This window comes from Sphingobium sp. D43FB, assembly GCF_002312805.1.
Lineage (GTDB): Bacteria > Pseudomonadota > Alphaproteobacteria > Sphingomonadales > Sphingomonadaceae > Sphingobium.
This window is the reverse complement of record NZ_NMUA01000001.1, coordinates 131714-154414: the sequence shown is the minus strand read 5'-3', so window position 1 is coordinate 154414 and position 22701 is coordinate 131714. Positions and strand designations below refer to the sequence as shown.

The 22701-nt window shown below is 63.6% G+C and carries 21 protein-coding genes; 9 read left to right on the top strand and 12 right to left on the bottom strand.

From position 1 onward, the window contains the following. Window positions 1–59 precede the first annotated feature (59 nt). The gene (locus SxD43FB_RS00705) at window positions 60–767 is read right to left on the bottom strand and encodes a response regulator transcription factor (RefSeq protein WP_043151297.1); all 708 of its coding nucleotides are present in this window, start codon (window positions 765–767) and stop codon (window positions 60–62) included. A gap of 208 nt (window positions 768–975) precedes the next feature. Continuing rightward, window positions 976–1869 carry a LysR family transcriptional regulator gene (locus SxD43FB_RS00700; protein WP_096060570.1) on the bottom strand — a complete coding sequence of 298 codons (894 nt, stop codon included), beginning with the start codon at window positions 1867–1869 and terminating at the stop codon, window positions 976–978. Window positions 1870–2006: 137 nt separating this feature from the next. On the opposite strand from SxD43FB_RS00700, the gene SxD43FB_RS00695 reads away from it, so the two are divergent. Both SxD43FB_RS00695 and wrbA read left to right on the top strand, forming a co-directional pair. Next, on the top strand, window positions 2007–2726 hold the full coding sequence (locus tag SxD43FB_RS00695; protein ID WP_037476012.1) for a pirin family protein: 720 nt from the start codon (window positions 2007–2009) through the stop codon (window positions 2724–2726). Window positions 2727–2833: 107 nt separating this feature from the next. Then, window positions 2834–3433 (top strand): NAD(P)H:quinone oxidoreductase, encoded by a 600-nt coding sequence (gene wrbA / locus SxD43FB_RS00690; RefSeq protein WP_096060569.1) that lies wholly within the window; start codon window positions 2834–2836, stop codon window positions 3431–3433. A 117-nt stretch (window positions 3434–3550) separates the two neighbouring features. On the opposite strand, the gene SxD43FB_RS00685 is transcribed toward wrbA, so the two are convergent. Continuing rightward, complete coding sequence (locus SxD43FB_RS00685) at window positions 3551–4522, bottom strand: acyltransferase family protein (RefSeq protein WP_096060568.1); 972 nt, start codon at window positions 4520–4522, stop codon at window positions 3551–3553. A gap of 73 nt (window positions 4523–4595) precedes the next feature. Between SxD43FB_RS00685 and SxD43FB_RS00680 the strand changes: the two genes are divergently transcribed. From SxD43FB_RS00680 to SxD43FB_RS00660, 5 genes are all read left to right on the top strand, one after another. Continuing rightward, window positions 4596–5273 carry an RNA pseudouridine synthase gene (locus SxD43FB_RS00680; RefSeq protein WP_069066545.1) on the top strand — a complete coding sequence of 226 codons (678 nt, stop codon included), beginning with the start codon at window positions 4596–4598 and terminating at the stop codon, window positions 5271–5273. Further along, window positions 5260–5664, top strand: coding sequence for an alternative ribosome rescue aminoacyl-tRNA hydrolase ArfB (gene arfB / locus SxD43FB_RS00675; protein ID WP_096060567.1), 405 nt, complete (start codon window positions 5260–5262; stop codon window positions 5662–5664). The genes SxD43FB_RS00680 and arfB overlap by 14 nt, the downstream gene beginning before the upstream one ends. A gap of 54 nt (window positions 5665–5718) precedes the next feature. Continuing rightward, the gene (locus tag SxD43FB_RS00670) at window positions 5719–7443 is read left to right on the top strand and encodes a hypothetical protein (protein WP_141249439.1); all 1725 of its coding nucleotides are present in this window, start codon (window positions 5719–5721) and stop codon (window positions 7441–7443) included. A gap of 51 nt (window positions 7444–7494) precedes the next feature. Next, entirely contained in the window at window positions 7495–7980 is a 486-nt protein-coding gene (locus tag SxD43FB_RS00665) for a GAF domain-containing protein (protein ID WP_096060565.1), read from the top strand. A gap of 164 nt (window positions 7981–8144) precedes the next feature. Further along, complete coding sequence (locus SxD43FB_RS00660) at window positions 8145–9167, top strand: RcnB family protein (protein WP_096060564.1); 1023 nt, start codon at window positions 8145–8147, stop codon at window positions 9165–9167. A gap of 40 nt (window positions 9168–9207) precedes the next feature. Here SxD43FB_RS00660 and SxD43FB_RS00655 read toward each other — a convergent pair whose 3' ends face one another. Next, window positions 9208–10026 carry an arginyltransferase gene (locus SxD43FB_RS00655; RefSeq protein ID WP_096060563.1) on the bottom strand — a complete coding sequence of 273 codons (819 nt, stop codon included), beginning with the start codon at window positions 10024–10026 and terminating at the stop codon, window positions 9208–9210. A gap of 116 nt (window positions 10027–10142) precedes the next feature. Then, window positions 10143–11390, bottom strand: coding sequence for a threonine ammonia-lyase (locus SxD43FB_RS00650; RefSeq protein ID WP_037477672.1), 1248 nt, complete (start codon window positions 11388–11390; stop codon window positions 10143–10145). A 97-nt stretch (window positions 11391–11487) separates the two neighbouring features. On the opposite strand from SxD43FB_RS00650, the gene SxD43FB_RS00645 reads away from it, so the two are divergent. Beyond that, on the top strand, window positions 11488–12357 hold the full coding sequence (locus SxD43FB_RS00645) for an NAD(P)-dependent oxidoreductase (RefSeq protein WP_096060562.1): 870 nt from the start codon (window positions 11488–11490) through the stop codon (window positions 12355–12357). 113 nt (window positions 12358–12470) lie between these two features. Further along, complete coding sequence (locus tag SxD43FB_RS00640; protein WP_096060740.1) at window positions 12471–14159, top strand: amidohydrolase; 1689 nt, start codon at window positions 12471–12473, stop codon at window positions 14157–14159. 6 nt (window positions 14160–14165) lie between these two features. Here the strand turns inward: SxD43FB_RS00640 and SxD43FB_RS00635 are convergent, their stop codons facing one another. The 7 genes from SxD43FB_RS00635 to SxD43FB_RS00605 all read right to left on the bottom strand — a co-directional run bounded on the left by SxD43FB_RS00635 (window position 14166) and on the right by SxD43FB_RS00605 (window position 22550). Next, a complete protein-coding gene (locus SxD43FB_RS00635; protein WP_255245556.1) occupies window positions 14166–15887 on the bottom strand; it encodes an MFS transporter in 1722 nt (573 codons plus the stop codon). 23 nt (window positions 15888–15910) lie between these two features. Then, window positions 15911–16657, bottom strand: a complete 747-nt coding sequence (locus SxD43FB_RS00630; RefSeq protein ID WP_096060560.1) for an FkbM family methyltransferase — start codon at window positions 16655–16657, stop codon at window positions 15911–15913. Next, window positions 16654–17799, bottom strand: a complete 1146-nt coding sequence (locus SxD43FB_RS00625; protein WP_096060559.1) for a glycosyltransferase family 4 protein — start codon at window positions 17797–17799, stop codon at window positions 16654–16656. Before SxD43FB_RS00625 ends, SxD43FB_RS00630 begins: the two co-directional genes overlap by 4 nt. Further along, window positions 17796–19073 carry a hypothetical protein gene (locus SxD43FB_RS00620; RefSeq protein ID WP_096060558.1) on the bottom strand — a complete coding sequence of 426 codons (1278 nt, stop codon included), beginning with the start codon at window positions 19071–19073 and terminating at the stop codon, window positions 17796–17798. The genes SxD43FB_RS00625 and SxD43FB_RS00620 overlap by 4 nt, the downstream gene beginning before the upstream one ends. Before the next feature lie 14 nt (window positions 19074–19087). Beyond that, window positions 19088–19840 carry a methyltransferase domain-containing protein gene (locus SxD43FB_RS00615; RefSeq protein WP_096060557.1) on the bottom strand — a complete coding sequence of 251 codons (753 nt, stop codon included), beginning with the start codon at window positions 19838–19840 and terminating at the stop codon, window positions 19088–19090. Between the two features lie 230 nt (window positions 19841–20070). Beyond that, complete coding sequence (locus SxD43FB_RS00610; RefSeq protein ID WP_096060556.1) at window positions 20071–21198, bottom strand: glycosyltransferase; 1128 nt, start codon at window positions 21196–21198, stop codon at window positions 20071–20073. Between the two features lie 2 nt (window positions 21199–21200). Next, window positions 21201–22550, bottom strand: a complete 1350-nt coding sequence (locus tag SxD43FB_RS00605) for a sugar transferase (RefSeq protein WP_096060739.1) — start codon at window positions 22548–22550, stop codon at window positions 21201–21203. Between the last annotated feature and the right edge of the window lie 151 nt (window positions 22551–22701).

Sequence of the window (22701 nt, the reverse complement as noted above, 5' to 3'; positions counted from 1 at the left end):
GATCCGTGCGGACCACCGGCCTTTCCACCCCCGTGAAACTGGGCTTGCCGCGTGAAGCGTCAGGCGACTTTGGCCTGTTCCTCCAGCACTTCATCCGGGTCGCGCAGCACATAGCCACGGCCCCAGACCGTCTCGATATAATTGTCGCCGCTGCACGCCAGCGCCAGTTTCTTGCGCAGCTTGCAGATGAAGACGTCGATGATCTTGAGTTCCGGCTCATCCATCCCGCCATAGAGATGGTTGAGGAACATTTCCTTGGTCAGCGTCGTGCCCTTGCGGAGCGACAACAGCTCCAGCATCGCATATTCCTTGCCGGTCAGATGGACGCGGTTGCCGTCCACTTCCACGGTCTTGGCGTCGAGATTGACCGAGAGCTTGCCAGTGCGGATGACCGACTGCGAATGGCCCTTGGACCGGCGCACCACGGCATGGATACGGGCGATCAGTTCCTCGCGGTGGAACGGCTTGGTCACATAATCATCGGCACCAAAGCCGAAGGAGCGGACCTTGCTGTCCATTTCGGCGACACCCGACAGGATCAGGACCGGCGTCTGCACCTTGGCAGCGCGCAGCTTCTTAAGCACGTCATAGCCGTGCATGTCGGGCAGGTTCAGGTCGAGACAGATGATGTCGTAATCATAGAGCTTGCCCAGATCGAGGCCTTCTTCGCCCAAATCGGTGGTATAGACGTTGAAGCCTTCGGTCGTGAGCATCAGCTCGATCGCCTTGGCCGTCGTCGGTTCGTCCTCAATCAGCAGCACGCGCATGTGAAGCCCCTTTGCGTCGCAGGTCCGTTCACCCCACCAGAACGGCTACTGCTCCAATTCATTAACCAAAAAACTTCTGAACGACAAAGGTTAATTTATTGCTAACCCGCAGAAAACCGCGAGTCGTATAAAAACGAATCCATTTACAAAGCGTTGAGGCCGAAACGATTCATGCGCAGTCAATGTAGATTCATGTTCGTAACAAATATCAGCAGGCGTGATGTTGGGTAATGAAGTCGAGCAAGGCTTCGACCCGCGCCGGACGCAGGCGCGATGGCGGCGTGACAAGATGCAGGCCAAAGGGGGCCGGGCGCCAGTCCACCAATAGCTCTTCCAACTCGCCCGCTGCGAGCGCGTCGCCGACAATGAAGTCCGGCAGGCGCGAAATGCCCACGCCCAAGCGCAGCGCAGGCAGCATGGCTTCGCCGCTGTTGACGGTGATGCGCGAGCGGACCTGCACCACGACATTCTGCTGCCCCGGCCCCGCGAAACGCCAGACGTCGGGCGTCGCTTCATTGGCGTAGCAGATACAGTCATGCGCGCCGAGATCGGACGGATGCTGCGGCGTGCCACGCTCCGCCAGATAGGCGGGCGATGCGACCAGATGCAGCGTCACGTCCGCCAACCGCCGGGCGCGCAGCGAACTGTCGGGCATGTCGGCAATGCGGATGGTCGCGTCCAGACCCATTTCCACGATGTCGATATGCGCGTCCGACAAGTGCAGGTCGACATCGACCAGCGGATGGGTCTTGGTAAATTCCGCAACCAGCGGCGCGATGCGGAGCAGGCCGAAGGTCATCGGCGCGCCCAATCGCACGACGCCCGATAGTTCCGCCGTTTCGTCGCGCGCCGCTTCCTCCGCCGCCTGCCCTTCGGCCATGATGCGATGGGCATGATCGGCGAGCCGCTTGCCGCTCTCGGTCAAGGCCAGGCGACGGCTGGTGCGGTTGAACAGGCTGGTGTCGAGATGCTCTTCCAACCGCGTCACCGCCTTGGACACGGTCGCCTTGGATACGCTGAGTGCCTTGGCTGCGTCGGTGAAGCTGCGATGTTCGACCACGGCGGCGAACATCGCCCAGGCCTCAAAATCCGGTAATCGCATAGGGAAACAATCCGTTTCGATGCTGCTTGTTTCAGAAACGATACTGATGACTAGATTGGCGGAAAGCAAGCCGGAACCTCCGGCGCTTGGTCAAAAGGCACCCGAACTATTGAGTTCGAAACCGAAAGGCAGAGCATATGAACACGACCACAGCGAGCCGCATCGAGCGCCGCCCCTTCGCCTCACTCGGTCATGCCAATCATGGCTGGCTGAATGCGCGCCATCATTTTTCCTTCGCCGATTATCATGACGAAGACCGGATGCACTGGGGCGCGATCCGGGTGTGGAATGATGATGAGATCGGCCCGCGTTCGGGCTTTCCGCCGCACCCCCATGCCGACATGGAAATCATCACCTATGTCCGCACCGGCGCGATCACGCATCAGGACAGCCTGGGCAACAAAGGCCGCACGGAAGCGGGTGATGTCCAGGTGATGTCGGCGGGCACAGGCATCCGTCACGCCGAATATAATCTGGAGGATGAAACCACCACCCTCTTCCAGATCTGGGTCATTCCGCGCGCGCGCGGCGGTTCCCCAAGCTGGGGTGCCAAGCCTTTCCCGCGCGGCGATCGGTCGGGCAAACTGGTCGTTCTCGCCAGCGGCTATGACGAGGATAAGGAAGCGCTACGCATCCGCGCCGATGCCCGCTTGCTGGGCGGAACGATCAAGGCCGGGACGAGCGTGACCTATGACAGTGCGGAGGGTCGTCACCTTTATCTCGTCCCGGCGACGGGTCGGATCGAGATCGATGGACAGACGTTCGAAGCACGGGACGGCGCGGCCATTATCGGCGGCCAGCCCATCACCATCACGGCCCATGAGGACGCCGAAATCGTCCTGGTGGACAGCCTGTAACTTTGGTCGATCCGTCCATTCCCTTCTTGGACGGATCGGCCCGCCGCCCGCGCCTCTCCCTCGTGCGGGCGGCACCCCTTTCAATCCCCTCAATAAGGAGACGCATCATGGCTAAGGTTCTGGTTCTCTATTATTCTTCCTACGGTCATATCGAAACGATGGCGAAGGCCATGGCCGAAGGCGCAGCCGCCGCTGGCGCGCAGGTCGATATCAAGCGCGTGCCCGAAACCGCACCGCTGGAGGTCGCCAAGAACGCGCATTTCAAGCTGGATCAGGACGCACCGGTCGCCACCGTTGCGGAACTGGCCGATTATGACGCGATCATCATCGGCACCGGCACGCGCTTTGGCCGCATGTCGAGCCAGATGGCGGCGTTCCTCGACCAGGCGGGTGGCCTGTGGGCGCGCGGCGCGCTCAATGGCAAGGTCGGCGGTGCCTTCACCTCGACCGCGAGCCAGCATGGCGGGCAGGAAACGACGCTATTTTCGATCATCACCAACCTGCTGCATTTCGGCATGACGATCGTGGGCCTCGACTATGGGTTCCAGGGCCAAATGGGCGTAGACAAGGTGCGCGGCGGATCGCCCTATGGCGCGACGACGTTGGCCGATGGCGATGGCAGCCGTCAGCCCAGCGAAGAAGAACTGGACGGCGCGCGCTATCAGGGGCGCCGTATCGCGGAAACCGCGATCAAGCTGCACGGTTGATCGCCGACCGCCCCGTCTAGAGGTGTGGACTGCCGAGACTTTGTGTCGCACGAAGATTACGGCACGCCGCAGGGGTCGATGCACCGGGACTGTGCATCGGCCCCTTTTTGCTTTCCGCTACAGCAGCCAGCGGGTTGCGCGTTGAGAGAGGCGGATAAGCCGGTCCAGTGCGAAAGGCGCGGACAGGGCCAGAGCAAGCAGCGGCAGCTTGTCCATATAGGGCGACAGATAGTGGATCAGCGGCACATGGAGATACATGATCGTCAATGATCCTCGCCCTATCGCCGCGAGCGGCGCGGCGTGGGGCGCGATCGTTACCGACAGTTTGAAGATCAAAAACGACGTCGCGATGGCCGCTCCCATCGACGCCAATGGCCAGCCATAATCAGCCGTTCGCATATTCAGCGACGGCAGAAGGCCGCTCAGACCCGCCACGGAGAGCGACAAGAAGGGTATCATCATCCACCCTCGCCAGCCGACACGGTGCCACGCCGCCCCCACCCAAAGCAGCACGAAAGCCATCGGCACCGTCAACAGGCCGAGCGGCGACAAGCGGGTGATATGGCCGGACGCATAGGCGACGAGCAGGATGGGCAGCATCGCCAATCCCCAACGGCGCGTGAGCGGGTCGGGCCATCGGCACGACAAGGCGTTGAAAAGGATGCGGGCCACCATCAGGCAGGGCACGAACCAGAAGATGATGAAGGGGCCAGCGAGCCATGAACCGCCCAGCAGGAGCGGTCCGATGTCCTGCGGCCAGTCGCGAAAGATCGGTCGATTGCCCTTGAGTGGTTCGATGATCTGATCGGCCGCGATCACCAGCGCGAGGAACAGAAAATAGGGTCGCATCTGGCTGAACAACTGCCGCCGGGCGAAGGGAATGATCGGCTGCGGGCGCGAGAGCATGCCCGATAGCAGGAAAAAGAGCGGCATGTGAAAGCTGTACATGGCGTGGCGCACAGGTCCGCGCGTCCACACATGGCCGACGACGACGGCGATGATGCCGATGCCGCGTGCGACATCCACCCAGTCCAGCCGACCCGGCGATGGTGTCGCGGCACCCCCGCTATTTTCCCCACTATGTTCCATCGGCCCCACCGCCTATAGGAAGCGACGCGCGCGTCAATTCCACACCCCTTGCTGCCCCGATCGGATTCCCCTTTTGTCCCTGCTTACCGACCATGTTTTGTTCATCGATGGCGAAGCCCTCATTCTCGACAAGCCTGCCGGGCTGCCGGTCGATGCGCCGCGCGATGGGTCGATCGCGCTGGAAAATCATCTTCAGTCGCTGACCTTCGGTTTCCAGCGTTGGCCGCTGCCGGTCCATCGGCTCGACCGCGACACCAGCGGCTGCCTGCTGCTGGCGCGCAACCCCAAGGCGCATAAACGCTTCGCCCAGGCGTTCGAGGCTGGCACCGTCGCCAAACGCTATGTTGCGGTGATCGAGGGCGTGCCAGCGGAGGATACCGGCCTTATCGAACTGGCGCTCAAGAAGGTCAGTACCGCCGAGGAAGGCTGGCGCATGATCCCGGCCAAGGCGGGCAAGGTCGCCATCACCGAATGGCGCAAGATTGCCGAGAAGGACGGCCGGTCGCTGATCGCCTTCACCCCGCGCACCGGGCGCACGCATCAGATTCGCGTTCATGCGCTGCACGGGCTGGGCTTTCCGATCGTCGGCGACCCGGTCTATGGCGAGGGCGGCGTGCCGATGTTGCTGCACAGCCGGTTCCTGAGCATCGCGCGCGGCGAAAAGCCTGCGGCGGAGGCGACGGCCCCCCTGCCCGCGACCTTTGCCGCCGCCGGTTTTGGCCCGGAGCTGCTGGACGATGCCGGGATTTGAGATTCCCGATGATGCGCTGGAAGAGCGCTTCATCACCGGGGGCGGTCCGGGCGGACAGAATGTCAACAAGGTGGCGACGACGGTGCAGTTGCGCGTCGACCTGTTCCGGCTCGGCCTGCCGCCCCATGCCTATCGCAAGATCAGGGAACTGGCCGGATCGCGGCTGACATCGGGCAACGAGATTATCATCGAGGCCTCACGCTTCCGCACCCAGGGTGCCAATCGTCAGGATGCGCGCGAACGGCTGGCCGAGATGATCGCCAAAGCCCACCAGCGCGACGCCCGCCGTATAGCGACCAAGCCGGGCAAAGCCGCCAAGGCACGGCGGGTGGATTCCAAGAAGGCGCGCAGTACGGTCAAGCAAGGGCGTGGCAAGGTTCGCGACCTCTGACATCAAGTTCATATTAACCATTTTTCGGTTATGCCGTCCTTGAAGGGGCAGGAGATGGCGTCGACGATCTGTTTGAGCGGAACATATGGCTCTGCGCCGAACAAAATGGTGAGGCTACGCTGGTTTGCCGTACCCGCCGCGATTTGGATGGCTTTGGCCATTCTATTTGCCACATCCAGCTCTAGCGTAAGCCAGCCCCAATATTTCTTCCTCACGCAAGATGTTCCAGTCGCTGCTCTGATGATCGGCTTCCTGATGCTGGTCAGATGGCAGAACGAAGCGACGAGGAAGCAATTACTTAGCCAACCCGGAACGTTGGCCTGCGCCATGCTGGTCATGGCAGGCATCGCATGGATCGGTCATTATTGGTTGATGCAGGGCTACGCACTGTCGCGCGACGAAGACCTGGCGCGACTGGCGGCAAACTATATAGCGCGGGGCGAGATGGGTATCGCCATTCCCCCTGAGTGGCGTGCGTTCCGCGGTGCAATGTTGCCCGAATTTCAACACCCTATCGGTGGCGAGCGATACTGGATTTCGATTTATCTACCGGGATCTGCGCTCTTCGAAGCGTTGGTGTCGCTGGTGGCGGACCCGGCACTTTCCCAGCCATTGTTGCTGCTGGTCGGGTTGGCCGCCCTCTGGCATGTTTCGGGAATCCTCCTGCCGGCCCGACGGGATTCTCGGATCGTTGTGATGCTGTTAGCGCTGACGTCGGGACAGTTGCTTTTCAACGCCATGACACCCTACGCCATGACCGCACATTTCGCCCTGAATTTACTATGGTTGGCTCTGTTTGTGGCGGACAGACCCTTGGCGCACGCGGGAGCGATTTTGGTGGGCGCAATTGCCCTTGGCCTGCATAAGGTTCAGTTCCATGCCTTGTTCGCGGGGCCAGTTCTCATCATTCTTTTATATCAACGCCGCTGGTTACTGTCTGCCATCTACGCAGTAAGCTATAGTATTTTCATCATATTTTGGCTTAAATTCTATCCACTATTGCTGGCACATTCGCTGGACATTCCGCTCTCTGGGGCGGGATCCCAAAATGCAAGCATTTCGCCGCGACTGCATAGCCTTGATCCCCTCATCTACATTCCACGCTTCTTTGCTTGGAACAACGCTCTCCTCCTTCCACTGTCACTCTTGGGGGCACGGAGCGCAGCAAAAGGCTTTTGTAAAGGCAAAGCTGCGACATACCCGAATTTGCTGTTTCTGGCGCTAGCAGCCGGCTGTCTTGTCGGCATGCTACTTACCGTTCATCAGGGGCTTGGTTGGGGCTATCGTTATCTTCACGGCTATATCGGACCTTTTTGCCTACTTGCCGGCCGAGGATGGGCTGACCGTCATACGGTTCATTCGACACTCCGACCGGTGCTGCAAAGTTGCGTGCTGGCGCTGGTGTTGATGATGGCACAAGCGGCGATGATCTACCGTTTCGTTGCGCCTCATGCGCGTGCCCATGCCGCCATTGTTGCACGTAAAGCGGACGTTGTCCTTGTCGACGCCCGCGGCAGCGTCTTCGGACAGGATGTCGTACGTATCGACGGTGGAATGGTCCGCAAACCTATCATCATGAGTATGGCGCATCTGGATCCGGGAACGGTTCCTGATCTGTGCCAAGGTTATCGTGTAGAGGTTTTTGATCGCGCCGATTTCGTCCGTGCTGGTGTCAAGGAAGCAGAAATCGAGAGGTCCACGACGACCAGACGGATGGACGCGATAGGCAGCTATCTCAAAGAAACAGGCTGTGCATCCTCGAAGCTGACAGGCCTATAGATAAGCGCCAGAACGTTTGGCGTTCGCCGCCGACGGCCCTATATCAACGCCATGTATGACTTCGCCCCCACTGACGCCGCCGACAAGGCGACCTTGTATGCCGACCTGCTGTCCGCCGCCGATGCGTTGACAGGGGCCGAGCCGGACTCCGTGGCCAATATGGCCAATGTTTCCGCGCTGTTGTGGCAGTTTCTGCCGGACCTGAACTGGGCGGGGTTTTATCGGTTGGTCGGTGACGAACTGGTGCTGGGGCCGTTTCAGGGGAAGCCCGCCTGCATCCGCATTCCGATGGGTCGGGGTGTATGCGGCGCGGCGGCGGCGACGGGGGAGACGCAGTTGGTGGAGGATGTCCACGCTTTTCCGGGCCATATCGCCTGCGACGCGGCCAGCGCGTCGGAAATCGTCGTGCCGATCCTGCGCGACGGGCGGGTGGTCGGCGTGCTGGATCTCGACAGCCCCAAACCCGCGCGGTTCGACTCGGATGATACTGCCGGGCTGGAAGCGCTGGTCGCGGTGATCGCGGCGCGGGTCGGCTGACCGGTTAACCGTCTTTCCCATGCCGATAGCCCGTTCCGACCCGTTTCGGGACAGGAATCCCCCGTCCCGCTGATGGATAGCGGCGGATCATCATGCTAGACGGAGCGTTAGCATTTTGATCTGCGCGCGCGTCTTCGCGCGCCGGAAAACAGGGAGCGTTAACCATGCGGATATCCGGCCTCTTCCTTTTGGGCACAGCCGTCGCGCTGACGGCGGCGGGCAGCCCCGCGCTCGCCGGTGAAGTGCGCCAGCCCGGCGCGCATGGGGTTCGCCCTGGCCAGCATTGGAATGGCGGCCAGCGTTGGGGCCAGCGCCATAACGGCCGCTGGGTGGCGGGATGGCGCGCACCGGGTGGCTGGAACGGCTATCGTCGGCCAGTCTATGGCTATGTCCTGCCGCGATATTGGATCAGCCCGACCTATTATATCGCCAATTACGGTGCCTATGGCCTGCCCGCCCCGGCCTATGGCTATGGCTGGTCGCGCTATTATGACGATGCAGTGATGACCGATCGCTATGGCCGGGTCTATGACAGCCGCAGCAATATCGACTGGAATCGCTACGAAGGCGGCTATGGTCCCGACAACGGCACTTATGACGATCGTCGCCGCGACAATGGCGTGGGTGGTGCCGCGATCGGTGCCGTCGTCGGCGGAGTCGCGGGCAACCGCATTGCCGGGCGGGGCAATCGCACGGCTGGCACGTTGATCGGTGCAGGCGTGGGGGCCGTCGCTGGCATGGCGATCGACAAGGCGGAGGATGCGCCGCGCCGCAACGCCCCACCGCCGCGTCGTCCCGGTGCAAGCTATGACGATGGCTATGGCTATGCCGACGACAGCGTGACCCGCAGCAATGAGTATGAGGGGCGCTGGACCGGCACCTGGACCACCGAAGATGGTCGCCGCACCACCGGCACCTATGAAGGCCGGTTCGAAGGCGATGTCCGTGGCGCAGGCGTCGATTATGACGCGCCAGCCTATGCCAGTGCGCCGCATTGGTCGCATGGTGGCGCGCCCATAGGCGGTCAGGGCGGTTATGTTTCGGGCGGCTATTATTATCCCGCGCCGGTCGTGACCACGGTGACGGTGCAGCCCGTCATGACCACGACGACCACGACCAGCTATGTCACGGAAACCGTGCCGGTGCGCAGGTCCACGCGGCGCACACGCCGGTCCTGCGCCTGCTGATGACGCATTGGGGGCGGTAAGCGCCGCCCCCGACCTACATCTATTTGCGGAAGATGGCTGCCAGTTCGACCGGCAAGGGCGGTTCATCGCGCGCGACCACGCCACGAATGGCCTCGACCTGCTCATCAGGATCGAAGCGGGTCCAACCGCTGCGGGTGAGCTTTTCGAGCGGGCGGTAGCGGACCTTATATTGCATCCGCTGCGACCCCTCGACCCAATAGCCCAGATAGACATAGGGCAGGCCCGCCGACCCGGCGCGAAGGATATGGTCGAGGATGATGAAATTGCCGAGGCCCGGCCGATAGTCGATTTCGGTATCGAAGAAGCTGTAGATCATCGACAGGCCATCGCCCTGCCGATCGGTCAGGCAGGCGCCAACCAGCCGACCGACGCGCCCATCGACGCCGGGCTCGCGATATTCGATGATATGGCTGTCGACCGGGGTCTGTTCGACCATGTCGGCAAAGTCCATCTCGTCCATTTCCGTCATGCCGCCGCCCGGATGCCGCGCGCTGAGATAGCGCTGGAGCAGGGCGAATTGTTCTTCGGTGGACCAGGGCTTGCAGGCAGTGACGACCAAGTCGCTGTTGCGGCGGATGAGCTTGCGCTGGGTCGCGTTGGGCTTGAACTCACTGGCGACGACCCGGACCGAGACGCAGGCAGTGCAATCAGCGCAACTGGGGCGGTAGGCGACATTCTGGCTGCGGCGAAAGCCGATGCGGCCCAAAGCGTCATTGAGTTCGGCAGCATTGTCGCCGCTCAATTCCGTGAACACCTTACGCTCGCTCCGTCCCGGCAGATAGGGACAGGGCGAGGGGTTGGTCACGAAAAAGCGGGGGAAACGGAAAGGTGCGGTCACGCGCCTCTATCCTGTTCATCGCTGTGCCGTATATGGGTCATGCGCAGACTATGCCGACCCCATGCGCGCGTGAAAAGGGCGTTTACCACGAAATATTAACAAAAGGTTGCAGCCCGTCAGGCAACCTCGATCGGCGCGACCTCATAGCCTGCTTCGCCGAGCGCGGCGATCAGCCGCTGGAGATGGGCGCGATCGCGCGTCTCGCACTCGACGTCGAGGCTCAAGCCCTTGGCCGGCAGGTTGGTGAAGATCCGCTGATGCGCCAGTTCGAGGATGTTGACCGCTTCCTGATCGAAGATGCGGGCGACATGGAACAGCGCGCCGGGCCGATCCTGCAGGATGATGCGCAGCCGCGCGAGCCGTCCCGACCGGGCGAGATCGCGCAGCAGGACGTTGGCGAGCAGCCGCGTGTCGATATTGCCGCCGGTCAGCACGAGGCCGACATTGCGCCCGACAAATTGTTCGCGATAGGTCAGCAGCGCGGCGAGACCGGCGGCCCCGGCCCCTTCGACCACGGTCTTTTCGATCTGGAGCAACAGGCTGAGCGCTTCTTCCAGCCGCCGTTCGGTGACGAGCAGCATGTCGTCCGCCAGCCGTTCGACCACGAGACGGGTGTTGTCGCCCGGCTGCTTGACCGCGATCCCCTCCGCCAACGTATCGCCGTCGCAGGGCAGATGTTCGCCCTTGATATAGTCGTACATCGACGGATAGAGTTCCGCCTGCACGCCGATCAAACGGATGTCCGGCTTCATCGCCCGCGCTGCCGTTGCCATGCCGGAAAACAGGCCGCCGCCGCCGATCGGGATGATCAGCGTGTCGATTTCCGGCGCATCCTCCAGCATTTCGAGCGCGACCGTGCCCTGCCCTGCCATGATGTCCGGCTCGTCGAAAGGATGGATGAAGGTCAGCCCCTGCTCCACCTCCAGCAAGCGCGCATGGGCGTAGGCGTCATCGAACTTCTCGCCATATTGCACGACCGTCGCGCCATGGCCGCGCGTCTGTGTCACCTTGATGATCGGGGTGGTCAGCGGCATGACGATGGTCACGGGGACGCCCAGCCGCTTGCCATGATAGGCAAGGCCCTGTGCATGGTTGCCCGCGGACGCGGCGATCACGCCCTTGGTCTTCGAGGCTTCATCCAATTGCAGCAGGCGATTGAGCGCACCGCGCTCCTTGTAAGCGGCGGTGAACTGGAGATTCTCGAATTTGAGATAGACGTTGCAGCCCAGCATTTGCGAGAGCGTCTGGCTGATCAGCGTCGGCGTCTTGACGATCGCCCCGGCAATGCGAGTGCGCGCGGCAAGCACGTCATCGACGGTGATGGGCAGCGGCGGGGCGCTCTCGATCTTGGCAAGCGTGTTCATATGGTCGCGCCCTAACGCAAAATTGCGGTGGAAGAAACTGGCACTGTCGGAAAACTGCCCCTATGGCTGGTCGCCAAGCACTTATCCTACGAGGCATATGGCTAACATCGCGTTTATCGGCCTGGGCGTCATGGGCGGCCCGGTTGCAGGACATCTGGCCAAGGCCGGACACAGCCTGACCGTTTACAACCGTTCCATCGGCAAGGCGAAAAGCTGGGCCGAAGCCTATGGCGGGACGGTCGCGACCAGCCCGGCCAAGGCGGCGGAAGAGGCGGAGATCGTGATCAGTTGCGTCGGCACCGACGATGATCTGAGCCAGGTAACGCTGGGCCGCGAAGGCGCGTTCCGCACGATGAAGCCGGGCAGCCTGTTCATCGACCACACCACCGTTTCCGCGCGGATCGCCCGGCAATTGTTCGTCGAAGGCGAAAGCCGGGGCATCCATAGTGTCGATGCGCCGGTATCGGGCGGACAGGCCGGGGCGGAGAATGGCCGGTTGTCGATCATGTGTGGGGGCACCGAGCCGGCCGTGACGGCGGCGAAGATTGTGATGCAGGCCTATGCCGCGCGGATCGTCCATGTCGGCGGTGCTGGCGCGGGCCAGACGACCAAGATGGTGAACCAAATCTGCATTGCGGGCGTATTGCAGGGTCTGGCGGAAGCGATGCGCTTTGCGCAGGCGGCCGAACTCGACCTCAACACCGTGTTCGAAGCGATTTCGGGCGGCGCGGCGCAAAGCTGGCAGATGGATAATCGATGGAAGACGATGGCGCAGGACAGTTTCGATTTCGGCTTCGCGGTGGATTGGATGCGCAAGGATCTGGGGCTGGCGCTGGAGGAAGCGCGAGCGAATGGCGCGACGTTGCCGGTGACGGCGATGGTCGATCAATTCTACGCCGATGTGCAGGCGATGGGTGGCCATCGGCAGGATACCAGCGCGCTGGTGCGACGGATTATCAAGGCGTGAATATTGCCCCAACGTCCGTTCGGGCTGTGCTTGTCGAAGCTGCCTTTCTGTCTGCACCTCGATCGAAGAAAGAAAGACCCTTCGACAGGCTCAGGGCGAACGGATTTGGGGTGTTGGGTCTGGGGCTGATTGCCGCCCTCCCCTTCCCTGCGCTCGCGTCCGGCGTCATCGACAATGTGAATGGCATTGCGGTCGATCCCACTGGCAAGGTCGTGCGCTTTGGCGCGCTGCTGATCGATGATGAGGGCAAGGTCGAGAGGCTGATTCCGGGCCGCCATCAGGAACCGGAATATAAGAAGCCCAAGAAACCGAAGCGCGGCCAGCCCTGGCCGCAGCCGCCCAAGGGGCTGTCGTTCAAGCTGGACGCGGGCGGCAAGACTCTAGTGCCGGGCATGATCGACGCGCATGGCCATGTCATGAGCTTTGGCCTGTCGCTCATCACGCTGGACCTGTCGGACACACAGTCGCTCGAAGAGGCGCAGGCGAAGATCCGTGCCTATGCGCAGGCCAGTCCGGGGCGCAAATGGATCATCGGGACGGGCTGGAACCAGGAACAATGGGGCTTGGGCCGCTTTCCGACGGCCGCCGAACTGGACGCCGCGGTCGGTGATATTCCGGTATGGCTCTCGCGCGTCGATGGCCATGCGGGCTGGGCCAATAGCGCGGCGATCCGCGCGGCGGGCGTGACGGCCGCGACCAAATCACCCACAGGCGGCCGGATCGAGATGGCGGCGGGCAAACCTGCGGGCGTGTTCGTGGATCAGGCGATGGCGCTGATCGAGAAGGTCGTACCTGCGCCTGCACCCAAGGATCGGGACATCGCATTGGAAAAGGCGCAGCGCGCTTTGCTGGCGATGGGCGTCACTGGCATTGCCGACATGGGCACGAGCATCGAGGACTGGCAGGCGTTCCGCCGCTCGGCCGATCGCGGGGCGCTGCGGGTGCGGATCATGGCCTATGCGGCGGGTCTCGACAATATGACGCTGATCGCCGGGCCGGAGCCGACGCAGTGGCTGTATGACGACCGGCTGCGGCTGGGCGGCATCAAGCTGGTGCTGGACGGCGCGCTTGGGTCACGCGGGGCGTGGCTGAAGGCCGACTATGCCGATGCGCCGGGGCAACGCGGGCTGCCGATGATTTCGGCGACGCAATTGCGCAATGTGATGAGCCGCGCCGCGATGGACAATTTCCAGATCGCCACCCATGCGATCGGCGATGCGGCCAATAGCGAAATATTGGATGCGATCCAGGAATTGTCCGAAACCTACAAGGGCGACCGGCGCTGGCGCATTGAACACGCCCAGATTGTCAGCCCGGCCGATCTGCCGCGCTTTGCCCAGTTCGGCATCGTCGCGTCGATGCAGCCGGTCCATGAAGCGTCCGACTGGCGTATGGCCACCGCACGGCTGGGCGAAGCGCGGCTGGGCGGCGCCTATGCGTGGGGAGCGATGCTCGACAATCGCGTGCCCTTGGCCTTCGGATCGGACGTACCGGTCGAAAGCCCCAATCCCTTTGCAGGCATAGCCGTCGCCATGAGCCGCGAGGATGCCAAGGGCGAACCGATGGGCGGGTGGATGCCGACGCAGCGGGTTGGGTTCGACGCGGCGCTCGATGGCTTTACGCGCCAGGCGGCCTTTGCCGGATTTGCAGAAAAGCGTTTCGGCAGTCTGGTGCCGGGACAGCGGGCCGACTTCCTGCTGATCGACCGGGATATTTCCACCGCACGGCCTGCGGACATTCGGGAGACGCAGGTGCTGGAAACGTGGATCGGCGGCAAGCGGGTGCATGTGAAGGGGCAATAAGCCCTTTCACATCGCGTTGTCGGCGGCGTTCAGCGCGTCTTCGAAGGTTTCAGGCAGCGGCGGCTGGACCGGCTTGTCGCAGCCCGCTTCCTTCATATGCGCGCGCAGCGTGTCCATGCGGCTGATATTCCAGCGCGCGAGTGGCACGCCCAGCGGGCGAAATTCGGCGCGGTCGAAAAGTTCGACGACATAGGATTTGCAGAGTTCGTCGACCTGATCAAGCGTCAGCATGCCAAGGTTCATGACCATCGGCTTGCCTGGCACGCCATTGCGGCCGCGCACCAGATCCGTGACGTAGAGCCCGCCACGCGGATCGATCAGCACCACATCGGCTTGGCTCGAATCGATCAGTCGGTGGCTCGCGGCATAGGGGGCGACGAAGGCGTGGGTGCGCCAGACGAGGAAAATGCTGCCTAGTGCGGTGATGCACAGGCCGATGACCAGCGGGCGCAGCGCGTCCTGCGGGCGGAACCGCGCCCAGCCGAGGCCAGCGAGCAGGCAGAAGGGGCCGATGAAGCCATGGGCGTAGCGGAAGCCCCAGCCATAGCCCTGCGCCAGCGCCAGCATGCAGCCCGCGAAGCAGCCGAGTGCCAGCGGTAGCGCGATTTCCTGCCCCCGGAACATCGCGCGCCAGCGCATCGCGGCCATGCCCAGCACCGCCAGCGGCACCATCAATATGTCGTTCCAGGCGATGTAGCGGCTCAAATTGACGAGTGGCTGCCAGCGGTCGCCGAGCCTCTGGAACAGGCTGCCAACCTTGTCGGCGACTCCGGCGGAGGGACGCACATCTGCGGGAGCGCCCAGCGCATGGAGCAGAAATTCGGGCCAGAGCTTGGCCCAGACGATGACGATCGCCACCAGCGTCAGCGCGTGGAAGGCCGCGACGGTCCAGCGCCGGGCGAGCAGCATCCACAGGATGAAGGGCGCGATAAACAGCGGCGGGAAATGCCATTGGTGCAGGCCCGCCGCGACCAAAGCGACGACGCCTGCGCTGCCATGGCCGATCACCCCGCCGCGCAGTATTAGCGCGAGCCAGATCATGTTGAGCGCGAAATGGCCGGTCATGGCATAGGGCGTCATCGCCGTGATCCAGAGCTGGCTGGACGAACAGCCAAGCAGCACGGTGACCCACACCGCGTCCGGGCGATCGGGCATCAGCCGCAGCGCGACGCGCCAGAGCGCAAGCAGCCCGGCCATCAGCAGCACTGGCCCAGCCAGATTGGGATCGCCCAATTGCCAGAACAAGGCCTGGATCGCGCTGTTCACCGGCAGATAGGCCGCCGTCCAATAATCCGCCGCGCCGAAGGGGGAGAAGAATTCGGGCATGATCGCCCGGCGATAGGGTTCCCATTCGACCGGGATTGGCCGGGCGAACAGCCCTTCGCGCATATAGGCGGCGGCGAAACGCGCGACTTCCTCGTCACGGGAAATGGCGTAATTTTGGAACAGGGCATAATGGCCCGCCCAAGCCGCCAGCCCCATGAGCAGGATCAGCGGCACGATGATGCGCGCGGTCGGGCGCGGCAGGCGGATGCCCTTCCCTTCCGCAAAGGGCGCGGCCAGCGCCAGCAGCAGCAGCGAGCCGAGGAGGAGCGGGAAATCCTGATCCAGAAACAGGATGACCGGCAGGCTGATCCCCTGCCGCCAGGTGACATGCCAGACGAAGGTGGCACCCAGCCAGAGCGTCAGGCCGATCGCGCCGGCCAGGAACAGGCGGCGCGCGCTCACGAAGCTGGTCGCCCCGCCCCCGGTCACGCCGCGACCAGCGTCCGGTTGACGAAAATGCCGTCCATTTCGACCAGCAGGGGGAAATGGCCTTTATTATTGGCGAAGAAGGCGGAGGGCACGAAGGCGCGGGCGTCCAGCCAGTCGATCATCGCGCGATAGCCGGTGCCGCCTTCGTAGATGGGGCGGACGCCGAGTTCGGTCTGGATGCCCAGCATCTGCGCCAGCACGTCGCCCGCGCCCTCGCACACCGACAGATCGTGGCCCTGCGTGTCCATTTTCAGAAACGGGCGGGTAAATCCATGCTGCGCCACCAGTTCGGGCAGCAGCGTGTCGAGGCGGCGACACTGCATTTCGACCGTCTTGGTTACCTTGTTGCGATCGGCGAAGATCGCATCTTGTTCGCCCGATGGAGTCTTGAGCGACGAGAATTGATCGGCGGCCATGATGTTGAAGCTGGCCGTGCCGTCGAAATCGGAGAGCGCCATGTTGAAGACGTGCCAGAGACGATCGGAGGCGGCGTGGCGCTGTAGCTCCGCAAACACATCGGGGTTCGGCTCGAAGGAGAGGATCAGCCCCTTATAGCCCGCATCCTTGCGCAGCATCGTCGCATATTGGCCGCGATTGGCACCAACGTCGAACAGGCAATCGACCGCGAAGGTGGAGAGGAAGCGCCGGAGCGCCTGGATTTCGGGATATTGATGCACCCGTCCAGCGAGCGCCAGACGCGCGGCCAGCCTGCGGTCGGACAATTCGCGCCAATAGCGGTTCATGCGCGCGCGGCCAGCATGGTTTGATAGATATTCATCGTCGCCACCGCCATGTCGTTCCAGCTTCCCATATTGTCCCCATAGGCGCGCGACGCCTCGCCCTGTTCCTGCCTGATGGCGGCGCTTTGCACCAGCGGCAAGAGGCTGGCGGCCAAAGCGGGGACATTGCCCGCAGGTGCCTTGACTGCCACGCCGTCAGGCAATCGCCCGAACATGCCCGCGTCGGACGTGACCATCGCCTTGCCATGATGGAGCGCCGAGAGGAAGGCACCGCTCGAATCGATATGGCGATAGGGAAAGACCATGATGTCGGCGCGGGCCATATGCGCGTCGAGGCGGCCTTCGGTCAGGAAGCCGAAGTCGGTGAGCAGCCGGTCGGCAAAATCTGCTTGCGCGACCTGCGCCAACAGCGGCGCGACGTCCATGAAGGGCTTGCCCGCCAGCATCAGGTCGAAGTCATGGCCGTCGCGCCAGAGCGAGAGGCAGGCGTCTATCGCGAGGTCTACGCCTTTATAGGGGCGGATCGTGCCGAAGAAGAGCAGGCGCGGTTTGGTGGAGGCGGGAACGGCGGCGAGATCGTCGGCGCTGGCGGCCGCCAACCGCATCGGCGGGTGCGGGGTGATGTGGATGCGGGCGGGGTCGATGCCCTGCGCGATGAGGGCAGCGCGGGTGGTGTCGCCATGGACGATCAACGCATCCATGCCGTCGAGCAACGCGCGATAGCCCCGGCCCTGCAGCCCGGCATCGGCATGATAGGCGTCGGCATTATGGACGGTGTGGACCAAAGCAGTGCGCCCTTTGAGTCGCTTCAACATCAGACGGTCTGCGGGGGCGAGAGGGAGCCATTGGCTATGGGCCACATCGGCGGCGAGTAAGGGCGTCAGATCACCCAACGCGCAGGCCAGCGCATATTCTGCCGCTTTGGCCAGACGAAAGGCGCGGCCCTCGCCGAGGCGGTCCCGCAGCTTTTCGCTGTGGCGGAAGAAATGGGGGGCGTAGGCATAGCCGTGCGGCACGATGGCATCGGTTGTGCGCATCGGGCGGCCGAGCAGCGTGACCTGCGCGCCTTGGTGCCCCAGCGCGGCGCAGAGGCTGTCGTCATAGCGCCCAGTGAAGAGCGACGGGTCGAGCATCGCGACCTTCATGCCCGTGCCAGCCTTTGGAGCGAGATGAGATGCAGGATGGCCGCGCCGGTGAGCGTCAGCGTGTAGAGGCCAAGGAAGGTGCGGTCGAAGCCTTGGGGTGCAATGGCGAGGGCAAGGGGCGCGCTAGCGAGCGATCCAGCGAGGAAGGGCAGCGAGCGATGCAGCAGGGTCGAGAAGCGGCCGAGCGCGCCCTGGACATAGACCGAAACGCAGATGATCGTGAGCGCGGCCAATGCAGCGACGATCAGCGTGAGGTCCGTCCGGTCGATCGTGGCACGACCGTCGAACAGCGTGGTGAATAGCCAGCCTCCCGCCCCCAGCAACAGGGCCGACAGCAGGACGGCAAAGACCAGCCCCGCGCCGAGCGAGCGGGCCAGCAACTGGCGCAGCCTTGTGCGGTCGCCCGCATGATAGGCGCGGGTGATGCGGGGCAAGGCGGCCTCCACGACGGCGCGGACCAGCATCGAAAGGGCACGCGACATTTTGAAGAAAAAGTCGAAGATCAGCATCGGGCGGGCGTCGGACGTGGCCATGGCGATGGTGAAATAGGGCGCATTATAGGCGATGATGTCGGATGCTGTGAACGCGGCCGATGCGCCGATGTCACGCAGATAATGGGCGCGGACATGGCCGCCGCCGACGCGGAAGGCCAGCCAGTGGCGAGTGTTCATCTCCAAGCGCCGGTGGACATGGGCGATGGCCCAGCCGATGACGAGCAGGCTGACCGCCAGTTGCAGTGCGATCGACAGGCGCGGGTCCAGGCCCAGGAGGATCGCCAGCAGCAGCGCGATCGTCAGCACCCGCCGTCCGCAATCGAGCGCTTCCCACAGGAAATTGCCGTCTACTGCCGCCAGCGCCCGCTTGGCCAGCAAGGCAGGCAGGTTGAGGCAGGCGGACAGGAAGAAGAGGAGGAACAGCAGCGGCATCGCCGTGTCGAACCAGCCAAGCGCCAGCGCCCCGATCAGGATCGCCGTGCCACCCGCGACGATGAGGCCAAGGAACAGGAACAGCACCCCCATTTCCTCCAGCCGGAATCCGCCATCCGCCTGATCGCCGCCCAGCCAGTGCCGCCGCAGCCGGGCGTAGATGATGCTGGTCAGGCCGAATTCTGCCGAAATGGTGAAGTTGCCGAAGGCGACGAGCAGCAGGAACGCCTGAAATTCGGCCAGCGGCAAGACCCGGACGAAAACGAAGGTGACGGCAAAGCCCCAAATCAGCACGAGGCCGACATTGGCGAGCTTAACCAGCGCGAGGATGCGGGCGGATGCCTCCATCCGCGCGAGGATGCTCACCGCGGCGCGGCTCCGCCGGGCTTGCGGGCGCGGAACAGCCGGTCGTCCAGCGCGTAATAATGGCGCGCGGCGACGTCGATGCTGCTGGCGTCAATCTCTTCGAGGTCGAAGCCGGCGGCGCGGATGCGGTCGGCGAAATCGGGGCCATATTGGCGCACATGATCCCACTGGCCAAAGCGGCGCTCGCGCTCGCGCGGGGGGATGTCGAAACTGCCATCTTCGGTCGGCTTGGTCCACAGCGGCACGATCAGCCAGGCTTCGCCGCCCGGCTTCAAGGCGCGGTAGATGTTGCGCAGCACCGTCCTATCGTCAGGCACATGCTCCATCACATGGCTGGCGTAGAACAGGTCGTAGCGGTCGGTGACGGCCAGTTCCATCAGGTCGATTTGCGCCATGTTGGGGACGGTGTAGCGCGACGGATCGAGATCGGCGGGCATATAATAAGCGGCGGCGGAAAAGCGGCGGACGAGGCTGGCTTCATTGGGGGCCATATGCAGGATCGCGCCTTCCACTGGCACGGTCAGGCGGCCATTGGCGATCAGCCAGTTCATCAGCCGCTCGCGCGGCGATGCGCCGCATTCGGGGCAGCCCCATTCGCCATTGTCGCCATAGCGGAAGAAGCCCACCACGGTCGCGCCACAGGCCGGGCAGCCCCGCTTGCGCCGCACACCCGCAGCTTTGCGCGCCTGGAGCGCGGTTCGGGTCAGATGCTTGCCGACGGCTTTGGCCACCCGCTGGACAGTAATCACGGCATTCTCCGCTTGGGAACAGGGGATGGGCTATACAATATCGTCGGCGTTTGACGAGGGGGGTGAGAGAGGTTCCGTATATTCTGAAGGTAAAGCGGCAAAGGCATCCTCCCCTTGTAGGGGAGGTGGCAGGGCGTAGCCCTGACGGTGGGGTGTCACCCTATCGATAGGGTAACACCCCTCCACCGCCTTCGGCGGTCCCCCTCCCCTTACAGGGGAGGATTGACCCATCAGCGTGACTTGGCGGGATTCCAGGTCGTGACGGTGCGGCCGGTCATGGCCTTGATCACGCCCTGCAGGGTGGCGGCATAGGCGATGAGTATATCGACCAGCGCCGCGAACGGCCCGCTTTTCGCGCGGACACCGGCCCAGATCGCCAGGGCGACGGCCAGCGCGCCGACCATATAGAGCATGGGCGAAATCCGCATCGCCAGCGTGCCCGCCGCGACAGCGCCGGTCAGGATGAAGATGCCGCCGAACCAGCGGACGATCTTGCGCGAGGCATATTTGAAGCGATCGATCGCGCGCATTTGGCGCAGTTGCGGGCGCAGATGGACATGGGTGTGCCAGGCGCGGGCGGCGATCCGTACCTTGCGGCGATATTCATCCTTGCGACCCGTCACCAGCCGTTCGCGGGCGATGACGTCCTTGGCCTTGATCAGGCGCTTGCCCGCGAACACGACGGCCATCGAGACAGTCAGATCATCCAGCACGCTGTCGGGGAAATCGGGATAGAGGTCGCGGCGGATCGAGAAGATCGAGCCGTCGGCGCCCAACACATTGCCGGTGCGCGATTCCTCGTCCTTCAGCCGTTCCTCGATCCGCCAGTAGAGCGAGCCGACCGAGGCGGTCGCGCTTTCGTCCGCGCCGATATAATGGAGCGACCCCAACACGCCGCCAATAGCCGGGTCGGCATAGCGGGCGAGCAGATTGTCGATCGCGTCGCCGTCCAGCAGGACATTGGCGTCAGTGAAGATCAGCACGTCGCCAGTGGCGCGGGCGGCGAGATGCTTCATGCCATGCGCCTTGCCGCTGCGGCCGGGGCCACGGATCAGGGTAACGAGATCGCCCTGGGCGGCGATCAGGTCGCCGGTGCCGTCGGACGAACCATCGTCGAAGGCGAGGCATTCAAGGTCCGGATGGCGGGCCTTGAGCATGGCGATATTGGCGAGCTTTTCGGGCATCGCATGGGCTTCATCATAGGCGCAGTAGAGCAGCGAGGCGCTGGGCGGCGTGGTCGCCATGGGCGCTTCGGGAAGCGTCGGCAAAGCGCGCAGAATCAGGGGGTAGAAGAGGAAGGGCCACAGCAAAGCGAACAGCGAAGCGGACAGTAGAATGCCTATCAGCAGGTCGGTCATGCTCAATAGGCCTTGTGGTGGACGAGGACGCCCAGAGTCGCGACGATGATGCGCAGGTCGCGCCAGACCGACCAGTCGCTGACATATTCCAGGTCCGACTGGAGCCGGTCGATCAGATCCTGATGATGGTCGGTCGATCCGCGATGGCCGCGCACCTGGGCGAGGCCGGTCATGCCGGGCTTGATGCAGTGGCGCGCCCAATAGCGGGGGTCGACTTCCCAATAGAGGCTGTCCCCTGCCCGCGCGGCGGCGGCATGGGGGCGCGGGCCGACGATGCTCATATCGCCTTCTAAAACATTGAAAAGTTGAGGTAATTCGTCGATGCTGGTCCTGCGCAGGAAAGCGCCGATCGGGGTCACGCGATCATCGTCGCGCTTGGTTAGCGTTGCGGCCTTCGTGTCGCTGGCCTCCGCCCGCATCGAACGAAATTTGTAGATGGAGAAGGAGCGGCCATCCTTGCCGATGCGCGGCTGGCGGAAGAGGATCGGGCCGGGGCTGGTCAGTTTCACCGCCAGCGCGGCGCCGATCAGGATGGGCGAGAGCAGGATGGTGGCAACGGTGGCGACGATCAGGTCGAATAGCCGCTTGATCAACCGGTCCCGGAACTGGAGCGGGCCGCCTGCGACGATGATGGTCGGCTGGCCGTCAAATTCGGCAACCCGCGCAGGCGCGAAACGCAGCAGTTCGGGCACGACGATCTCGCCCCGCGCCGACAGCGATTTAAGCGCCGCCGACCAGTCGGCCATCCGGTCGAGCGGACAGGCGACGATCACGCGCTCGGCCATGCCGACCGCGCTCGCCAGCCGTGCCGCCATGTCGGCATCATGGCGTTCGGGGCGCAGGTCGATGGCCGCGGCTTCGATGACGGTCATGTGCGGCCCGGTGGCGATCAACACGCCATCCATGATGACGACGGTGAGGTCGGGCACGTCGCCCAGCACCTGGCTTGCCAGCCGCGCGATCGCGAGGCGCACCAGTGCGACGGCAAGACCGCCGAGGCCAAGGCCGGTGACGAAGGTCAGGCGCGACAATTGTTCGGCCATCTTGCCGAGATAGACGATCAGCAGCATCAGCAGCGCCGCCTGCACCAGCGCCCAGAGCGCACGGACGATGCCCCGCCGGACATTGTTGATGCTCTGAATGCCATAGCCGCCGCCCTGCACCGCCAGCAGCGCATAGAGCGGCGCGATCATCGCGAACATGACAAGGCCGTGGGGCTTGCCCGGTTCGCCCCACAGCGCGCCCAGCACGAACCAGTTGGCGGCGAGGAAAGCGCAGAACAGCCCGGCCATGTCCCCGCCGAGGCACAGCGCGTAAAGCCGGAACCGCACGATTTCCTTGGAAACTGTCACTGTTGCGCCCTGATCATCGCCATGCGCTCCGTTGGCACCAGGCGGCGCGGGTTGCAAGGGGGTGGAAGTCGCAGTGTCCGCTCTTGTTCATCCTCGCCTTTCAGGGGAGGTGTCTGGCCGAAGGTCAGACGGAGGGGTGTCCCGCCATCGA

Coding starts and splice junctions, on each gene's coding strand:
- SxD43FB_RS00705 (WP_043151297.1), bottom strand. CDS start 767: ATGCGCGTGCTGCTGATTGAGGACGAACCGACGACGGCCAAGGCGATC.
- SxD43FB_RS00700 (WP_096060570.1), bottom strand. CDS start 1,869: ATGCGATTACCGGATTTTGAGGCCTGGGCGATGTTCGCCGCCGTGGTC.
- SxD43FB_RS00695 (WP_037476012.1), top strand. CDS start 2,007: ATGAACACGACCACAGCGAGCCGCATCGAGCGCCGCCCCTTCGCCTCA.
- wrbA (WP_096060569.1), top strand. CDS start 2,834: ATGGCTAAGGTTCTGGTTCTCTATTATTCTTCCTACGGTCATATCGAA.
- SxD43FB_RS00685 (WP_096060568.1), bottom strand. CDS start 4,522: ATGGAACATAGTGGGGAAAATAGCGGGGGTGCCGCGACACCATCGCCG.
- arfB (WP_096060567.1), top strand. CDS start 5,260: ATGCCGGGATTTGAGATTCCCGATGATGCGCTGGAAGAGCGCTTCATC.
- SxD43FB_RS00670 (WP_141249439.1), top strand. CDS start 5,719: ATGGCGTCGACGATCTGTTTGAGCGGAACATATGGCTCTGCGCCGAAC.
- SxD43FB_RS00665 (WP_096060565.1), top strand. CDS start 7,495: ATGTATGACTTCGCCCCCACTGACGCCGCCGACAAGGCGACCTTGTAT.
- SxD43FB_RS00660 (WP_096060564.1), top strand. CDS start 8,145: ATGCGGATATCCGGCCTCTTCCTTTTGGGCACAGCCGTCGCGCTGACG.
- SxD43FB_RS00650 (WP_037477672.1), bottom strand. CDS start 11,390: ATGAACACGCTTGCCAAGATCGAGAGCGCCCCGCCGCTGCCCATCACC.
- SxD43FB_RS00645 (WP_096060562.1), top strand. CDS start 11,488: ATGGCTAACATCGCGTTTATCGGCCTGGGCGTCATGGGCGGCCCGGTT.
- SxD43FB_RS00630 (WP_096060560.1), bottom strand. CDS start 16,657: ATGAACCGCTATTGGCGCGAATTGTCCGACCGCAGGCTGGCCGCGCGT.
- SxD43FB_RS00625 (WP_096060559.1), bottom strand. CDS start 17,799: ATGAAGGTCGCGATGCTCGACCCGTCGCTCTTCACTGGGCGCTATGAC.
- SxD43FB_RS00620 (WP_096060558.1), bottom strand. CDS start 19,073: ATGGAGGCATCCGCCCGCATCCTCGCGCTGGTTAAGCTCGCCAATGTC.
- SxD43FB_RS00610 (WP_096060556.1), bottom strand. CDS start 21,198: ATGACCGACCTGCTGATAGGCATTCTACTGTCCGCTTCGCTGTTCGCT.